Annotated in this window: 11 protein-coding genes; all 11 read left to right on the top strand. The window is 33.6% G+C overall.

The window, feature by feature from the left end:
- The first annotated feature begins 6 nt into the window (after window positions 1-6).
- Window positions 7-2,871 (top strand): glycosyl hydrolase, encoded by a 2,865-nt coding sequence (locus tag E0I26_RS04215; RefSeq protein ID WP_131915250.1) that lies wholly within the window; start codon window positions 7-9, stop codon window positions 2,869-2,871.
- Window positions 2,872-2,890: 19 nt separating this feature from the next.
- Window positions 2,891-4,366, top strand: a complete 1,476-nt coding sequence (locus E0I26_RS04210) for a glycoside hydrolase family 28 protein (protein WP_131915249.1) — start codon at window positions 2,891-2,893, stop codon at window positions 4,364-4,366.
- Window positions 4,367-4,446: 80 nt separating this feature from the next.
- Complete coding sequence (locus E0I26_RS04205; RefSeq protein ID WP_131915248.1) at window positions 4,447-5,919, top strand: glycoside hydrolase family 28 protein; 1,473 nt, start codon at window positions 4,447-4,449, stop codon at window positions 5,917-5,919.
- Window positions 5,920-6,044: 125 nt separating this feature from the next.
- Entirely contained in the window at window positions 6,045-6,971 is a 927-nt protein-coding gene (locus E0I26_RS04200) for an ROK family protein (protein ID WP_131915247.1), read from the top strand.
- Window positions 6,972-7,043: 72 nt separating this feature from the next.
- Window positions 7,044-9,338 carry a GH92 family glycosyl hydrolase gene (locus E0I26_RS04195; RefSeq protein WP_131915246.1) on the top strand — a complete coding sequence of 765 codons (2,295 nt, stop codon included), beginning with the start codon at window positions 7,044-7,046 and terminating at the stop codon, window positions 9,336-9,338.
- A gap of 9 nt (window positions 9,339-9,347) precedes the next feature.
- Window positions 9,348-11,231 carry a CocE/NonD family hydrolase gene (locus E0I26_RS04190; RefSeq protein WP_131915245.1) on the top strand — a complete coding sequence of 628 codons (1,884 nt, stop codon included), beginning with the start codon at window positions 9,348-9,350 and terminating at the stop codon, window positions 11,229-11,231.
- 36 nt (window positions 11,232-11,267) lie between these two features.
- Entirely contained in the window at window positions 11,268-12,584 is a 1,317-nt protein-coding gene (locus E0I26_RS04185; RefSeq protein WP_205728771.1) for a M28 family metallopeptidase, read from the top strand.
- Window positions 12,585-12,767: 183 nt separating this feature from the next.
- Window positions 12,768-13,820 carry an L-rhamnose/proton symporter RhaT gene (gene rhaT / locus E0I26_RS04180; protein ID WP_131915244.1) on the top strand — a complete coding sequence of 351 codons (1,053 nt, stop codon included), beginning with the start codon at window positions 12,768-12,770 and terminating at the stop codon, window positions 13,818-13,820.
- 54 nt (window positions 13,821-13,874) lie between these two features.
- On the top strand, window positions 13,875-16,010 hold the full coding sequence (locus E0I26_RS04175; RefSeq protein ID WP_131915243.1) for a bifunctional aldolase/short-chain dehydrogenase: 2,136 nt from the start codon (window positions 13,875-13,877) through the stop codon (window positions 16,008-16,010).
- Between the two features lie 147 nt (window positions 16,011-16,157).
- Window positions 16,158-17,432 carry a TIM barrel protein gene (locus E0I26_RS04170; RefSeq protein ID WP_131915242.1) on the top strand — a complete coding sequence of 425 codons (1,275 nt, stop codon included), beginning with the start codon at window positions 16,158-16,160 and terminating at the stop codon, window positions 17,430-17,432.
- A 13-nt stretch (window positions 17,433-17,445) separates the two neighbouring features.
- Window positions 17,446-18,807 (top strand): FGGY-family carbohydrate kinase, encoded by a 1,362-nt coding sequence (locus tag E0I26_RS04165; protein ID WP_131915241.1) that lies wholly within the window; start codon window positions 17,446-17,448, stop codon window positions 18,805-18,807.
- Window position 18,808 lies beyond the last annotated feature (1 nt).

Here is an 18,808-nt window from a genome sequence, read left to right as displayed (position 1 = left end):
TTAATTATGAAAAGAAGAAGTTTTTTAAAAGGAGGATCCTTAGCTGCTACAGGATTATTAATAAATTATTCCTTACCGTCTTTTGCAAACCCTCTAAATTTAGCAGATTTTTCTGTTGAAAATGACCTATATAAATTGTTTAAAAATCCAGAACTTAATTATCGACCTTATGTGAGATGGTGGTGGAATGGAAATAAAGTTGATAAAGCTGAACTAATCAGAGAGTTAAAAATACTTAAAGCGGCTGGAATTGGAGGGGTAGAAATAAACCCTATTTCTTTCCCAGACAGAACAAATGATATGAATATTGATTCATTACAATGGTTGGGTAACGAATGGATTGACGCATTGAAATCTACTTTGATTGAAGCTAAAAAGATGGGAATGACCTGTGATTTACTGGTAGGCTCAGGTTTTCCTTGTGGAGCAGAGTTTTTGGAAGGTGAGGAGCGTTCTCAAATAGTTGTTTTAGGCGTAAAAAAAATGGAAGGACCTTTAGTTGATGAAATATCTACTTTTACTTTTTTGAAAGAAGCCGACCCAGCTGTTACCAATGCCTATTCGGGTAGAAAAATGGAATTGCTGTCCGTTAAATTGGTGCCAGATCCATTAACAAAAATGGATGAGGTTATCGACTTATCAGATCAAATAAAAAATGGAATTATTAATATAAATATTCCAAGAGGAAAATTTGCGGTTTATAGTTTGGTAAAAATAGAAGGTTTCATGAAAGTTATTCAGGGAACTCCTGGCGGTGGTGGACCTGTTTTAAATCATTTTGATAAAAAAGCGGTTAAACGTTTTCTGGACAAAATGACGGATACAATTCAAGATAAAATCGGGCCACTTTCACCTTACGTAAGATCATTTTTTATAGATAGTTTAGAAACCGAAGGAGCAAATTGGACTTCGGATATGATGAGTGAGTTTAAAGCCAGACGTGGATATGATATTTACCCATATTTACCTTTTGTATTATTTAAAATCGGAGGTATGGGTAATACTGCTAATCCGAAATATCCTGCCGATATGTCTCCGGAAATGGTTGAAATGACTAATCGCATGCGATATGATTTTGAATTAACAAAAGCCGAATTACATCACGAAAGATTCGTTCACACTTTTGCCGAATGGTGTAAAGAAAATAAAATAAAATCTAGAGCTCAAGCTTACGGTAGAGGCTATTTCCCATTGGAAGGAAGTTTTGAAATAGATATTCCGGAATGTGAAACTTGGTTAAAGTATGGAATTGGAGAAGAAGTTTCAGAGGCTCAATTCGCGTCCTACCCTTGGCATCATGGACAAGGAAACACAATGATTAATAAATATCTTTCTTCTGGAGCTCACTTAAAAGGGAAAAAACTTATTAGTTCGGAAGAATTGACTAATACCGCAATGGTTTTTAATGAATCATTAGAGATTTTTAAAATTGCAGGGGATCAAAGTACACTCTCAGGCGTTACACATCCTATATTTCACGGATTCAATTATTCTCCTCCAAATGCTGCATTTCCAGGATGGATAACCTATGGTGGGTATTTGAATGAAAAGAATACGATGTGGCCTTATTTTAAAAACTATACGGATTACAGAGCTAGAATTTCAGCATTGTTACAACAAGCAACGATGTTTGCCGAGATTGCAGTTTTGCCCCCAACTACCGATTTATGGAGTATTTATGGTGCTCAAAACGAACCTTTTCCAACAGTAGTACATCCCGCTTATCAAATGTTGGTTTGGGAAGCAATTCATCAAAATGGAAGTTCTTGTGATTACGTTTCGGAACAAGTGATTCAGGATTCGGGTACAGAAAAAGGGTTTATGACTTATGGGGAACGAAAATATCATACGTTGTTTCTTATTGAAGTTGAAAGTATTGGAGTTGCAACTGCAAAAAAAATAGCTGATTTTGTTGCCAATGGAGGAAGAGTCTTTTGCATTGAGAAATATCCAGATAAATCTAGTGGTTGGTTAGATTTTGAAAAGAGAAATCTTGAAGTAAAAGAAGTGATTTCCAAATTAAAAAAACAGGAAAATCAATTTGTACTGTTAAAAAAACCAGAAAGTAATTTTATTGATTGGTACAAACAAATTCAAGAACAATATAATATTCCGTTGTATGTTAAAATTAAAGAGCCAAATCATTTTATAAAACAAATTAGATACCAAACAAAAGATACTGAAATATTATTTTTTAGTAATTCTAGTAGCATTCAATCTTATGATTATGAAGTATCTATATCAAGTTCTATTTTTTCCGGAAAACAAGCTTGGATATGGGATCCTATTTCAGGTGAGCGATATAAAATAGATATTAGTAATGGCTCTTTGGCTCTTAAGTTTGGTCCTGCGGATTCTAAACTTTTAATATTTGACAAGGATAATGATGGTCGAGTATTTAAACCAATGCTAATAGGAAACTCAAAAGAACTGAACTTCAGTGAGAATTGGTCTGTAGAATTGCAACATATAAATGGTACAACTAAAAATACACAATTTAGTACACTTTCTGATCTAAAAGATATTCCAGATTATACCAATTTTTCAGGGACAGTAATTTATAAAAAGAAAATAGAAATTTCTAATGCGAATCTCTTGAATCATTTGAATATTGGGAAAGTTTATGGTATTTCTGAAGTCAGTGTGAACGGAAAAAATGTAGGAACTCAGTGGTATGGCAATAGAATTTTTCCAATCAATAAATTTCTTGTGAAAGGGAGTAATACAATAGAAATTAAAGTGATTACTACAATGGGGAATTATATGAAAACACTAACAGATAATCCGGTTGCACAATACTGGACTAATGAGAAAAGAAAAAATCAACCCCTTCAATCTATGGGATTATGTGGGCCAGTTAAAATTTATTAATAATTAAATAATTATAGTCATGAATATAAAAAATAATGCACTGTTATTTTTACTTCTTTTTACATCTTTTAGCATGTTTGCAAAAGATTATAAAGCTTCCTTATTTGGAATCAATTCGGATGGTAAAACATTAAATACAACCTCAATACAATTTGCTATAAATCACATTAATGCCAATGGCGGGGGAAGATTAGTTTTTAATGTTGGAAGATACCTTACCGGAACGATTAATTTAAAATCCAATGTTACACTTCATTTTGATGAAGGAGCAATCTTGTTAGGTTCTACTAATCCGTTCGATTATGAGAAAACAAGCGCATCATGGTGTTATGCTTTAGTAGTTGCCTATGATCAGGAAAATATTGGTATTACCGGAAAAGGAATTTTAGACGGTCAAGGAGTAGAAGTAGCAAGAAATGTAGTAGAGAATATAGAAAAAGGACTTACTAAAGATTCTTATAAATATGGCAGACCATCTGAAGGGAATAGACCTATGTTAGTGTATTTTAAAAGATGTAAAGACATTAAGATTATTGATATTACTTATAAAAATTCCGCTTCTTGGAATCAGACCTATGATTTGTGTAAGAATCTAACTATTGATGGAATTACTGTAGATAACACTACTTATTGGAATCAAGATGGTATTGACATCGTAGATTGTGATAATGTATCAATTACTAATTCTTATATAGATGCCGCCGATGATGGAATCTGTTTGAAATCACACGATGCCAATAGTTTTTGTAATAACATCTTTATATCTAATAATAAAATTAGAACAAGTGCCAATGGAATCAAATTTGGAACTGCTTCAAAAGGAGGGTTTCGTAATGTAAAAATTGTAAATAATATCGTATTTGATACCTACCGCTCAGCTATAGCTTTAGAATCTGTTGATGGAGGTTTTCTAGAGAACATAGAAATTGATTCTTTAAAAGTATACAATACTGGTAATCTAATTTATCTAACAACTGGTGAGCGTATAAAAGGTAAAAAGAGTACTCTTAAAAATATTAAAATAAGCAATGTATACGCAGAAATTCCTGCAACAAAACCGGATGCGGGTTATGGTTTTGAAGGGCCAATTGAGGATCAACCGAGGAATATCTCTCCTGCAATCATTATTAAAGGGCTTCCAGAATCAATAATTTCGGATGTTGTTTTCAAGAATTTTGTTATTAAACATGCAGGTGGTGGTAATGCTAAATTTGCCAACGTGCCTTTGAATCAAATAGAAAGCATTCCAGAGTTGCCAGCCCAATATCCTGAGTTTTCAATGTTTAAGGAGCTACCTGCTTGGGGTGCTTATATTCGTCATGCAAGTGGGATTCAGTTTTCTAATATAAAAATGCAGACAGATAAAAATGATTTTAGAGTGCCAGTAGTTTTAGATGATGTACAAAAGTCTAAATTCTCAGATTTAAAAATCAACGGTAAATTTAAAAATCAAGACGTTTTTCAAAATAAATCTACCGAAAATCAAGTGAAGTAATTTTTGTATTTGATTTTGGACTTTGACTTTGAATCTAAATTCTAAAAACAACAACAACTTAATTTATAATTAAAAAAAATATGAGAATAAAAAACATAATTATTATCGTTTTGTTATGCCTAAACGCTACTGTATTAGCTGCAAAAGATTTTTCTGTTTCGTTGTTTGGAATAGAATCGGACGGTAAAACATTAAATACAAAATCAATACAATTTGCCATCGACCACATAAATCAAAACGGTGGTGGCAGATTGGTTTTTCACGCAGGACGATACCTTTCGGGAACGATTAATTTAAAGTCTAATGTTATACTTCATTTAGAAGATGGAGCAACTATTTTGGGGTCTTTAAATCCTTTTGATTACGAAAAAACAAAAGATTTTCCGTCCTTTTTATTTGCATTTAATCAGGAAAATATGGGGATAACAGGTAAAGGTGTTATTGATGGACAAGGAAAATTTGTTGCCCGAAATGTAGTAGCCAATATTGAAAAAGGTCTTACAAAAGATTCGTATAAATACGGGCGAGCTTCCGAAGCTAGCAGACCGATGGGACTTTATTTCAGAGAATGTAAAAACGTAAAAATAGAGGGAGTAACTTTTAGAAACTCGGCTTCTTGGAATCAAACGTATGATCAATGTCAAAATTTGACAATAGATGGTATTACAATTGACAATGTAGATTATTGGAATAATGATGGAATTGATATTGTTGATTGTGACAAAGTTTCTGTAACAAACTGCTATATAGATGCTGCCGATGATGGAATTTGTTTGAAATCACACGATTCTAAACGTTTTTGTAATGATATATACATCGCAAACAATACTGTTAGATCAAGTGCCAATGCTATCAAATTTGGTACTTTAGGACATGGTGGCTTCAAAAATGTTAAAATTATCAATAACATTGTTTTTGACACCTACAGATCTGCAATAGCTTTGGAATCAGTTGATAGTGGTTTTTTGGAAAACATAGAAATAGATGGATTGAGAGTATACAATACGGGGAATCTTATCTTTTTGAGAATAGGAGAGCGAACTAAAAAGGAAAGAAAGAGCACTTTGAATAACATTAAAATTAGTAATGTTTATGCCGAAATTCCTGCTACAAAACCAGATGCTGGATATAGTTACGAAGGCCCGATTGAAGATTTACCTCGAAATATTTCGCCTGCGATTATTATTACTGGATTGCCTGGTTTGTTGATTTCGGATGTTGTTTTCAAAAATTTTGAGATAAGACACCCTGGAGGAGGAAACGCACTGTATGCCAATGTTCCTTTGAATAAGTTAAATACAATTCCAGAGATTCCAGCTCAGTATCCGGATTTTTCAATGTTTAAAGAATTACCTTCTTGGGGAGTTTACATTCGCCATGCCAAAGGAATTGATTTTTCTAATATAGAAATGAAAGTAGATAAAACCGATTTCAGAGTTCCGATTGTTTTAGACGATGTACATAATTCCAAATTCTCGGGATTAAAAATAAATCAAATAGTTAATAAAAAAGAAATATATCAAAATAGTTCTACGAAAATAGAGATAAAATAAATTGTTCTTGTATAAAAGATAATAGGCGTAAAGTTTTGTAGGGTAAAAAGTTTTATTAGTATCATAATGATAATCAATTATACTTAATTAAACTATATGAAAAAAATAATTAAAACAGTTATGAAATGTCAATAACAATAGGAGTAGACATAGGTGGAAGTCATATTAGTAGTGCTGCCGTTGAAAGTGAAAACTTTAAAATAATCCCAGGTACATATTTTAGCGGAGCGGTTAATAGTAAAGCTTCAAAAGATGTAATTATAAAAAAATGGGGAGAAATAATTAATAAAACAATTAAAGAAATTGATACCAATCAAACTATTGGAATTGCATTTTCTATGCCAGGTCCATTTCAGTACGAAACGGGGATAGCGATGTTTAAAGATAATGATAAATATGAATCATTATATAATATTTGTATTTCAGAAGAACTGTTAAAACATTTAATTGTTAAGGATGTAAGTTTTCGGTTTTTGAACGATGCAAGCTGCTTTGGAGTAGGAAGTTCCCTTATTCAAGAATCTCTTTTTGTTAAAGAAAAGATTATAGCAATTACTTTAGGAACAGGATTTGGAGCTTCTTTTTTAAATGAAAGGTTGCCTATTACTACTGGTAATACTGTACCCCATAATGGGTGTTTATGGGATAAGCCTTTTAAAGCAAGTATAGGAGATAACTATTTTTCAACGAGATGGTTTTTGGGTCAGTATGAAAAGTATACAGGAGAAAAGCTTAAAGATGGAGTAAAAGAAATAGCAAGCATTCAAAATGAATACACCTCTATAATATTTGAAGAATTTGCAAATAATGTAAGCGATTTTTTGTTCCCATTCTTAGTAGAATTTGATGCTGATTTACTTGTATTGGGAGGTAACATTGCAAGATGCCATCAATTATTCTTGCCAAAAATAACTCAAAATTTAAAAATCAAAAATGTTAATTTACCAATCATTATTATTGAAAATACAGAGGAGACTAGTATTATAGGTTCGACTTATCTTTTCAATGAGGTATTTTGGGAAAAAATTAAAGAAGAACTTCCTTATTTTTAGATTCGATTGTTTATACTAATTTTTGAAGAAAACATTTATTAATAATTAATATATTATAATAGTGAATTACAAATGAAAAGACTTATAACGCTTCTTCTTATTTCGGTTTCGGTTCAATTATTTTCACAGAAACAATTGTATCAATATGTAAAACCGATAATTGGTACCGAAAAAATGGGACATACTTTTCCGGGGGCAACTGTGCCTTTTGGAGCAGTACAACTGAGTCCCGAAACCGATACGCTTTCGTACGTGAAAAACGGAAAATACAATGCAGATGTTTACAAATACTGTGCGGGTTATCAATATACCGACCCCACGATTGTAGGTTTTAGTCATACGCATTTTAGCGGAACAGGACATTCAGATTTGGGCGATTTTTTGATTATGCCTACAACTGGAAAATTGTTTTTGAATCCGGGTACTGTTTCGGGAAACAAAAATGGATTTCGTTCTGCTTTTTCGCATAAAACGGAAACGGTTGAAGCCAATTATTATAAAGTAAAATTAGAAGATTACAACATAACTGCTGAGCTTACTACTTCAAAAAGAGTTGGGATGCATCAATACACTTTCCCAAAATCGAATTCTTCTCATATTATCTTGGATTTGATTGCTGGAAATTATAATTACGAAAATAAAAACGTCTGGACCTATTTGAGGGTAATAAATGACACTTTAGTAACTGGCTATAGACAAACATCTGGCTGGGCCAGAACCCGAACTGTTTATTTTGCGATGACTTTCTCAAAAGCATTTGTTGCTTATGGACAAAAAAATTACGATAAAGAAGAAGTGTATAAAGGTTTTTGGAGAAAATTTGATCAAACCAAAAATTTCCCGGAAATGGCAGGGCGAAAAATCAGGACTTACTTTGATTTTAATACAGAGGAAGGCGAGAAAATCAAAATTAAATTCGCTTTGTCATCGGTAAGTCAGGAAAATGCTTTACTAAATCTAAAAACCGAAATACCGCATTGGGATTTTGAAAAAGTAAAAAAGGATGGTCAAGAGATTTGGAACAAAGAATTAAAAAAAATAGAAATAAATACATTGAATGAAGATGATAAAGTAAATTTTTATACTGCATTATACCACACTTTTATCAACCCAACTACGTATACCGATGTAAATGGTGAATATAGAGGATTGGATCAGAATAACCATTTTGTAAAAGGATTCGAAAATTATACAACATTTTCATTATGGGATACTTATAGAACTTTACACCCTTTGTTAAATCTGATTCAGCCCAAAAGGAATTCAGATATGGTGCGTTCAATGATGGCTCATTATGAACAAAGTGCCTTAAAAATGTTACCTATTTGGTCGCATTATGCCAATGATAATTGGTGCATGAGCGGCTACCATAGTGTTTCGGTAATTGCGGATGCAATTATAAAAGGAAACTATGAAGGAAACTCACAAGAAGCTTTAGATGCTTGTATTAAAACAGCAAATCACAGAAATTATGAAGGAATTGATGATTACATGGACAACGGATTTGTTGCGGCAGACAAAAATAGAACTTCGGTTTCGAACACATTGGAGTATGCTTATGATGATTGGAGTATTGCACAATTAGCAAAAAAACTGAATAAAACGGATGTTTATAACACTTTCTTGAAACGTTCTGAAAATTGGAAAAATGTTTATGATTCCAAAATTGGATTTATGCGTCCTAAAATGAGCGACGGTACATTCAAAAAGGAATTTGATGTTTTGAGCACACACGATCAGGGTTTTATAGAAGGGAATGCTTGGAATTTCAGTCTGTTTGTGCCACACAATCCAAAGGCGATGATTGAATTGATGGGAGGCAAAAAACAATTTAGAACACGCTTAGATTCTTTGTTTACGATGAATTTACCGGATAATTTTTTTGCAGAAACCGAAGACATAACCAGAGAGGGAATTATTGGAAATTATGTTCATGGTAATGAACCTTCTCATCATGTTCCTTATTTATATAATTATGTCGATGCACCTTGGAAAACTCAGGAAACAGTAAGAATGATTATGAAAAAAATGTATCAGCCAACTTCGGATGGTTTAGGAGGAAATGATGATTGCGGTCAAATGAGCGCATGGTATATTTTTAGTGCCCTTGGTTTCTACCCAATGTCTCCTGGATCTGTGAATTATGAATTAGGAAGTCCAGTTGTTACAGATGCTTCTTTGAATTTAGAAAATGGAAATACATTTAAAATCTCCACAAAAAACCAAGGTGATAGCAATGTGTATGTCGAAAAGGTAATTCTGGATGGAAATGTTTTAAATCGTACTTATATAACACATGACGAAATTGCTAAGGGAGGTCATTTAGAGTTTATTATGTCTAAAAAACCTAAAAAAAATCATAAGTAATAGATTGATATGAAAGTCATTGTAAAATTAAGTTTGTTTCTTCTTTTTGCAGGTAATCTGGCTGTAAATGGACAAGAAAAAAATACAGCTGATGATACGCTATACAGTAGTGAAAATTATGTTAAGTTAATTAAAAAAATCCCAATGAGGGACGGTGTTTTACTTTATACGGTCATTTATATGCCTCAAAAAAAAGATCAAAAATACCCGTTTTTAATTTGTCGTACGCCATATAGCGTTGCTCCTTATTCTGAAAATAAAATGAGAATTCCTGTAGGCCCCAATCGTTTGCTTACTAAAGAAGGATTCATTTTTGTTTATCAGGATGTGAGAGGTAAATATCTTTCGGAAGGAAATTTCGTGGCAAACCGTCCGTATATTCCAAACAAAAAGAATCGAAAAACGGTTGATGAAAGTTCGGATACTTACGATACAATAGATTGGTTAGTTAAGAATATAGACCATAATAATGGAAAGGCTGGGATTTGGGGAATATCTTCTCCTGGATTTTACGCAACATCTTCTTTAATAGATTCACACCCTGCTCTAAAGGCGGTTTCGCCTCAGGCTCCCGTAACAGATTGGTTTATTGGAGATGATAGACACCATAACGGTGCTTTTATGTTAATGGGAAGTTTCTCTTTTCTTTCTTCTTTTGGACAAAAACGAGACAGTATTTCTATCAAAGGAGCCCCCGGTTTTTCAAAATATGGAACTCCAGACAGCTATAGATTTTATTTAGATTTAGGTTCAATAAAAAATATAAACAACCGCTATTTGAAATATACGAATCCCTTATGGAATGAGATGATGGAGAATGAAACCTATAATGAATATTGGAAATCTCGTTCTCCACTTCCTCATCTTTCTAAAATTAAGCCTGCCGTACTCACTGTAGGAGGCTGGTTTGATCAAGAAGATCTTTATGGACCGTTGAAGACTTTCTTGGCTATAGAAAACGCAAAGCCTTTGTCAAAGACGGTTTTAGTTATGGGGCCTTGGTACCATGGTTCTTGGAACAGAAGAGATGGAGAGAGTATAGGAAACATAAACTTCGGAAGCAAAACAGGGGAATTTTACAGGTCTGAAATCGAATTGCCTTTTTTTAAGTTTTATTTAAAGAATAGTACAGATCCGCTATTGCCTAAAGCATATATTTTTGAAACAGGAAGTAATCTATGGAAAAAGTATTCAGCTTGGCCACCTGTTGAAGCTGTTGAGAAGTATTTATATTTACAGGACAAAGGTAAATTATCTTTTGAACGACCTTCTTCTGCGGTTCCTCTATTTGCAGAATACCAAAGCGATCCCGCTAAGCCAGTTCCTTTTACCTCAGAAATTAGAATATTTCGAGGGAATGAATATCTGGTAGAAGACCAAAGAATATTTGCTTCAAGACCCGATGTAATCACTTTTGAAACAGAAGTGTTAGACAAAGACGTAATCATATCCGGTAAGTTAACGGCAGATTTGTTTGTATCAACTACAGGTACAGATGCCGATTTTGTTGTAAAGCTAATTGATGTCTATCCTAATGATGCAGCCAATAATAGCCCTAATGCAAATGTGAAAATGGGAGGCTATCAATTGATGGTAAGAGGAGAGGTAATGCGAGCAAAATTTAGAAATTCATTTTCTTCTCCGGAAGCAATGACTCCTAATGAAATTACAGAAGTGACTTTTGATATGCAGGATGCGAGCCATTGTTTTAAAAAAGGGCATAAGATTATGGTTCAAATACAAAGTTCGTGGTTTCCTTTAGTGGATCGTAATCCTCAAACTTTCACGAATATTTATACTGCAGACGAGTCTGCTTTTCAGAAAGCCAATCATAAAGTGTATTTTCATTTAGGAGCTTCCTCTCATATAAAAGTGCAAGTGATTGAAAAATAATAAATAAACAGATAAAAAACGAATTAATTTATACAAATGAATATATTAAAATTTTCTTTAAAAAATGCAATGCAAATGTTGTTTATAACAGCATTATTGGCAACGTCTTTTGGTAGTTATTCTCAAGATATAAGCTATGCCAAAAGTGTTATAAAAAAATTAGCATCTACTGAATTTAAAGGCAGAGGTTATGTTCATAATGGGGACAAGCGTGCTTCATCTTTTATTGCAAATGAGTTTAAAAAATTTGGTTTGCAGCCTATAAATAAAGGATCTTATTTTCAAGATTTTAATCTTTCAGTAAATACTTTTCCTGGAAAAATATATGTAAAACTTAATGACTTGGTTTTAACTCCGGGTGAGGATTATTTAGTTGTAACTACAAGTCCTTCAATAAAAGGAAAATACAAAGTGATCTCTGTATCTCGAAAAGACATCGATACCGAAGCTAAATTTAGAGTTCTTATAGATAAAGCAGCAGACTGCTTTATCTTGTTAGATTCTCGTCCTAATTCTGAAGAAACGAAAGAAGAAAAAAACAGGATTGAAGCTAATATTACTTCTTTAAAAGAGGATTTTAAATTAAAATTTAAAGGATTTATTGAATACAATGATCTTAAACTGACATGGAGAACATTGACCTATCAAACGACCAGACCTGTTATAACCATCAATAGAAAGGATTTTAATTCTTCGGACATTACAAGTATTGACGTTAGTATTGAAAGCAAATTTGTTCCTGAATATACAACAAGGAATGTGATTGGAATGATTAAAGGGAGCTCGAATACGGACTCGTTGCTTGTTGTTTCAGCTCACTATGATCATCTTGGGATGATGGGTAAAGATTCCTATTTTCTAGGTGCTAATGATAATGCAAGCGGAACTGCTTTTATGCTAAATTTAGCTCGTTATTGTTCTAAAAACCAGCCTAAATATAATATGGTTTTTATTGCTTTTAGTGGTGAGGAAATAGGGCTTTTGGGCTCACGTGCATTTGTCAAAAATCCACTTATTGATCTAAAAAAAATTAAATTTTTAAATAATTTTGATTTGGCGGGTACTGGAGAAGAGGGTATTAGGGTGGTAAATGGAACCGTTTTTAGATCTAAATTTGATGCTTTGGTCAAATTAAATCAAGAACATAATCTTCTTCCCAAAGTAGATATTCGCGGCGAATTGAACAGAAGCGATCACCATCCTTTTTATGAAAAAGGAGTGCCTAGCTTTTATATTTATACCCAAGGAGGAATTAAAGCATACCACGATATTTATGATAAGCCAGAGACGTTGCCTTTAACTGAATTTGATGACTATTTTAAGTTAATGGTTCTTTTTTTCGCAACACTTTAAAAACAAGTTTAAAGATTAGAACTAAGGTAAATGACAATGATGCTCTTGTTTAAATCTAGAGTACTCGAATTATTAAAAAAAAAATAAAAAAGGTATTTTTATAAGGATTGTATAGGACAGTTTTGTTTTAGATATTCTTTTATTTTACAAGATCATATTCACTAACACCAATTAAAATATAACATGGAATCACTTCTCGGTATTCTTTTTCATTCAATAGGAGGTTTTTCCTCAGGAAGTTTTTATATGCCTTTCAAAAAGGTAAAAGATTGGGCTTGGGAAAGCTACTGGATTGTAGGTGGATTTTTCTCTTGGTTGATAGTTCCGCCAATTGCGGCTTATTTAACCATTCCCGGATTTGTTGAAATTATTGGTGCAGCGACCCCTACTATAAAAGCATTTACTTATTCAATGGGATTAATTTGGGGTATAGGCGGATTAACCTATGGTCTTGCTGTTCGTTATTTAGGAATGTCATTGGGGAACTCAATTGTATTGGGGTTTTGCTCGGCTTTTGGAGCTTTAGTACCTTCTGTTTATTATAATTTTTACCCTGTTGAAGGTAAAACTTCTTTTACTGATATGCTTTCAAATTCCGGAGGTCAAATGGTTCTGTTAGGTGTTTTGGTTTGTCTTATTGGTATTGCTATTTCAGGAAAAGCCGGAATGCTAAAAGAAGCTGATTTTTCTAAAGACAGACCGGAAAATAGCGATAAAGATTTTAGTTTAGTCAAAGGACTTATCATAGCGGTTATCTCTGGAATTCTGAGTTCATTCTTTAATTTCGGAATCGAAGCAGGAAAACCAATGGCTGAGGAAGCAATTAAATTTGGGGCTAATCCTTTATTTCAGAATAATGTGACCTATATTGTTCTACTATGGGGAGGACTTACCTCTAACTTTATTTGGTGTATGTACCTTAATTTTAAAAATAAAACTTTTGGAGATTATGCGAATGCTAAAATTCCAATTGCTAAAAATACCTTGTTTTCTGCCCTTGCAGGTACGATGTGGTTTTTACAATTTTTCTTTTATGGAATGGGCGAAAGTAAATTGGGTAACGGTGCCAGTTCTTGGATTTTGCACATGGCAACCATTATTCTAACAGCTAATTTTTGGGGATTTTATCTGAAAGAATGGTCAGGTGTTTCTCAAAAAACGTTTAGAACATTTCTATGGGGAATTGGACTGATTTTATTATCAATAGTATTGGTCGGAATTGGGAATTCTCTTTAATATAATATTTCAAAAAAATTTGAAACTCTTTTTTAAATAAATTAATAAAACACTATGTCAAATATAAATAATATAAATTTTCAGCACGTAAGCTACCTGTGGAATGATGCGAAAGCTAGAGAATTGGAAGGAGATGAAGTGGCACTTTTTATATATCGTTCTAATTTATTAGGAGCCGATTTAAGACTAACAAATTATGGCGGTGGAAACACGTCCGTAAAAATTACAGATAAAGATCCATTAACTGGAGAAGATTCTGAAATAATGTGGATAAAAGGTTCTGGTGGCGACATCGGAACATTAACAAAATCAGGTTGTGCGGCACTTTATTTAGAAAGACTTCGCAATCTTGAAAACGTTTACAAAGGCATCGAATTCGAAGACGAAATGGTGGAATTATTCAATCATTGTATTTTTGATTTAAGTTCAAAAGCTCCTTCAATTGATACACCTTTACACGGTTTCTTGTCTTTCAAACATATTGATCACTTGCATCCGGATGCTGCTATTGCTATTGCTGCCGCAAAAGATGGAGCTAAAATTACGGAAGAATTATTCAACGGAGAAATTGGTTGGGTGGGATGGCAACGTCCAGGTTTCGACTTGGGTTTACAAATGCGCGCTTGTTTAGAAGAAGCGGAGTCTCGTGGTAAAAAATTAAAAGGAGTAATGTTGGGTTCACATGGTTTATTTACTTGGGGAGACACATCTTATGAAAGTTATGTAAATACACTTGAAGTAATCGAAAAATGTGCCGAATATTTAGAAAGCAATTACGGTAAAAACCGTCCAGTTTTTGGAAGTCAAAAGATAGAAAGCCTTCCATTGGAAGCACGTCAGTTGAAAGCTGCCAAAGTAGCTCCGATATTACGCGGTTTCTGTTCGTCAGAGCGCAAAATGATAGGTCATTATACGGACGATGCCAGAGTCTTGGAATTTATTAATTCGAATGATTTAGTTAAATTGGCACCATTGGGTACTTCTTGTCCAGACCATTTCTTGCGTACTAAAATCAGTCCTTTGGTTCTTGATTTAGACCCAAATGAAGATTTATCAGATGTAGAAGCGATTAAAGCAAAATTAACTCCTGCTTTTGAAGCGTATCGTGCGATGTATTCAGAATATTACAATACCTGTAATAAATCAAACTCACCAGCGATGCGTGATCCAAATCCTGTGGTGATTTTATATCCAGGAGTTGGGATGTTTACTTTCGCAAAAGATAAAATAATGGCTCGTTTGGCATCAGAATATTACATCAATGCGGTAAACGTGATGAAAGGTGCTGAAGCAGTTTCAGAATACACGGCGCTGCCTCGTCAAGAAGCTTTTGATATTGAATATTGGTTGCTTGAAGAAGCTAAATTACAACGTATGCCAAAACCAAAAGCCTTATCAGGACGAATCGCTTTGATTACAGGTTCTGCAGGTGGAATTGGTAAAGCTATTGCGAAGAGATTTGCAGAAGAAGGTGCTTGTGTCGTTATCAATGACATCAATGTAGAACGTTTAGAAGGAGCTACAAATGATTTTATCAAAATTTTTGGTAAAGATGCAGTTTCAAGTACTTTATTAAATGTAACGGATGAGAAAAGTACAGAAAAAGCATTAGATGCTGCTTGTTTGGCATTTGGAGGTGTGGATATTGTAGTGAATAACGCCGGAATCAGTATCTCAAAATCTATTGCGGAACACAGTTTAGAAGACTGGGATAAATTATATGATATTTTGGTAAAAGGACAATTTATTGTTTCTAAAGCCGGAATAGAAGTAATGCGCAAACAAGGATTTGGTGGTGATTTAGTGAACATCGTATCCAAAAATGCAGTAGTTGCAGGACCGAATAACCCAGGTTATGGCTCAGCAAAAGCAGCTCAAGCACATTTAACCCGTTTAATGGCTGCCGAATTAGGTGGTGATAAAATCCGTGTTAATACCGTAAATCCTGATGCTGTTATTTCTGATTCTAATATTTGGTCAGGTGGTTGGGCTGAAGGTCGTGCGAAAGCGTATGGAGTTACAGTAGCAGAATTACCTGCTTACTATGCAAAACGTACTTTATTAAATGAAATTATATTGCCTGATGATATTGCCAATGCTTGTTTTGCATTTGTAGGAGGCTTGTTGAATAAATCAACAGGAAATGCCTTGAATGTTGACGGCGGAGTAGCCATGGGCTTTTATAGATAAAATTTGGTTTTGGTTTGGTTTTTCTAACGTCCTATTCTTTGGGCGTTAGAATTTTTTAAATAAAACAATACAAGGAAAAAAAATTCAGAACATAATTTCAGTAAAAAATATTAAAATAAGTTTTATTTAACTTTATAAAAAAATATCATGTTAATTGATTCAAACAAAATAGCCTCACATAATGAAGATTTAATAAAATCTCATAAAAATAAATTGGTTTTCACCGCGTCAGAAATTGGTGAAACCGAAAATATTATCCAAAAATTAATTGATTTCCAAATAGCAATTCCATCTTGGGCTTTAGGAACAGGAGGAACTCGTTTTGGTCGTTTTCCGGGTGGTGGAGAACCACGTTCATTAGAAGAAAAAATTGAAGATGTAGGTTTGTTACATACATTAAACAATGCTTCTGGTGCAATATCATTACACATTCCTTGGGATATACCAACAGATTATCAAGCCATCAAAAACTTAGCTGCACAACACAACTTAAAATTTGATGCGGTTAATTCAAATACGTTTCAAGATCAGGCTGGTCAAGCACATTCGTATAAATTTGGCTCGTTACAAAACGTAAATAAAGCAGTTCGTAAACAAGCTATTGCTCATAATATAGAAGTGATTCAACAAGGAATTGCTTTAGGTTCTGAATCATTAACGGTTTGGCTTGCCGATGGTTCTTGTTTTCCGGGACAATTGAATTTTCGTAAAGCATATCAAAATACACTGGAAAGTTTAGAAGAAATTTATGCTGCATTACCATCAAACTGGAAAATGTATTTAGAATACAAATGTGCTGAACCTAACTTTTATTCTACCACAGTAGCCGATTGGGGACAATCGTATTCTTATGTGAAAAAATTAGGAGGCAAGGCCTTCACTTTAGTTGATTTAGGTCACCATCTTCCAAATGCTAATATTGAGCAAATCGTTTCTCTATTATTAATGGAAGAAAAATTAGGTGGTTTCCACTTCAATGATTCGAAATATGGCGATGATGATTTGACTGCTGGTGCATTAAAACCATATCAATTATTTTTGATTTTCAACGAATTGGTAGAAGGAATGGATGCCAGAGGAATGAATCACGCTAAAGATTTAGGCTGGATGATTGATGCTTCGCATAACGTAAAAGATCCGATGGAAGATTTATTACAATCAGTTGAAGGAATTATGGTTGCTTATGCACAAGCACTTTCAGTTGACAGAAAAGCATTGGAAATTGCTCAAAATGAAAATGATGTCGTTACGTCGCAAGAGATTTTACAAAATGCTTTCCGTACCGATGTTCGTGCCTTAGTTGCCGAAGCACGTTTGCGCTCAGGAGCTGCATTAAATCCAGTTGGATTATACCGTGATCTTGCAGTAAGAAAGGGTCTTATCACCGAGAGAGGATTTAAAACAGTAGCAACGGGCTTGTAAAAACCAATCAAAAATGAATGTAGCAGCGATTTTTGATATCGGTAAAACAAACAAAAAAGTCTTTCTGTTTAATGAAAACTATCAAATTGTTTGGGAAAAATCAGTGAATCTTCCTGAAACAGTGGATGAAGATGGTTTCCCTTGCGAAGATATTGCAGAACTCAGAAACTGGATCGTTTTTAGGTTGTCAGAAATGCAGGAATTAAAAGAATATATCTTAAAAGCGGTAAATTTTAGCACCTATGGAGCCAGTTTTATTTATGTGGATGAAGAAGGTAACTCTTTAACACCATTATATAATTATCTAAAACCATATCCTGAAGCGCTAAAAAAGAAGTTTTATGACAAATACAAAGGAGAAGAAAAGTTTGCCCTAAAAACTGCTTCTCCTGTTTTAGGAAGTTTAAATTCCGGAATGCAGATTTACCGTTTGAAAGAAGAAAATCCGGAATTATTTGCGAAAGTGAAATACTGTTTGCACTTGCCTCAATATTTAAGTTCTCTTTTAACGGGAAAATATTTTGCAGATATTACAAGTATCGGTTGTCATACCAATCTTTGGAATTTCAAGAAGACGAAGTATCACAAATGGCTTAAGAAAGAAAATATAGCGGATAAAATTCCGCGTATTCATGATGCGGGACATACTATAAATATAATAGGAGATATTGCTGTTGGAGTAGGATTACATGATAGTTCTTCAGCAATTATTCCATATATGATAAATTTTACGGAGCCTTTCGTTTTGTTATCAACTGGAACCTGGAGTATTTCGATGAATCCTTTCAATGATACCCCATTGACTTTTGATGAAATGCAATACGACTGTTTGTGTTATTTGCAATACAAAGAAAAGCCTGTGAAGGCAGCTCGTTTGTTTGCCGGTAATGAACATGAAGTGCAAACCAAAAAGTTAGCGAGTCATTTTGGAGTGCCATTAGATTCTTATAAAGAGATCCTTTTTGACAAAAACATCATTTCTAAATTGAGGGGAATCAATCTTAAAAGATATTCTTCAAGTGATGATAAATATAAAATTCTTCGAGAATCTCCTTTTGAAAAGAGAAATCTTAGTGATTTTAAAAATTACGAAATTACCTATCATCAATTGATGTTGGATATCGTTGCACAGCAAATACTTTCAACTAACCTAGTGATTCATAATAGTCCTGTTAAGAAAGTATTTGTGGATGGTGGTTTTAGTAAAAACTCTATTTTTATGAATTTACTGGCTGAAGCTTTCCCGGAAATGGAAGTGTATGCTGCTTCTATGGCACAAGCCAGTGCTTTAGGTGCTGCATTGGCCATTCATAAAAATTGGAACCCGAAACCGATTCAAAATGATTTGATCGATTTAAAATTTTACAAACATTAAT

This window comes from Flavobacterium rhamnosiphilum, from assembly GCF_004349195.1.
Lineage (GTDB): Bacteria > Bacteroidota > Bacteroidia > Flavobacteriales > Flavobacteriaceae > Flavobacterium > Flavobacterium rhamnosiphilum.
This window is presented reverse-complemented; position numbering and strand designations above follow the sequence as displayed.

Excerpts from the sequence above, each read along its gene's own strand:
- E0I26_RS04215 (WP_131915250.1), top strand. The coding sequence starts at position 7 with ATGAAAAGAAGAAGTTTTTTAAAAGGAGGATCCTTAGCTGCTACAGGA.
- E0I26_RS04210 (WP_131915249.1), top strand. The coding sequence starts at position 2,891 with ATGAATATAAAAAATAATGCACTGTTATTTTTACTTCTTTTTACATCT.
- E0I26_RS04205 (WP_131915248.1), top strand. The coding sequence starts at position 4,447 with ATGAGAATAAAAAACATAATTATTATCGTTTTGTTATGCCTAAACGCT.
- E0I26_RS04200 (WP_131915247.1), top strand. The coding sequence starts at position 6,045 with ATGTCAATAACAATAGGAGTAGACATAGGTGGAAGTCATATTAGTAGT.
- E0I26_RS04195 (WP_131915246.1), top strand. The coding sequence starts at position 7,044 with ATGAAAAGACTTATAACGCTTCTTCTTATTTCGGTTTCGGTTCAATTA.
- E0I26_RS04190 (WP_131915245.1), top strand. The coding sequence starts at position 9,348 with ATGAAAGTCATTGTAAAATTAAGTTTGTTTCTTCTTTTTGCAGGTAAT.
- E0I26_RS04185 (WP_205728771.1), top strand. The coding sequence starts at position 11,268 with ATGAATATATTAAAATTTTCTTTAAAAAATGCAATGCAAATGTTGTTT.
- rhaT (WP_131915244.1), top strand. The coding sequence starts at position 12,768 with ATGGAATCACTTCTCGGTATTCTTTTTCATTCAATAGGAGGTTTTTCC.
- E0I26_RS04175 (WP_131915243.1), top strand. The coding sequence starts at position 13,875 with ATGTCAAATATAAATAATATAAATTTTCAGCACGTAAGCTACCTGTGG.
- E0I26_RS04170 (WP_131915242.1), top strand. The coding sequence starts at position 16,158 with ATGTTAATTGATTCAAACAAAATAGCCTCACATAATGAAGATTTAATA.
- E0I26_RS04165 (WP_131915241.1), top strand. The coding sequence starts at position 17,446 with ATGAATGTAGCAGCGATTTTTGATATCGGTAAAACAAACAAAAAAGTC.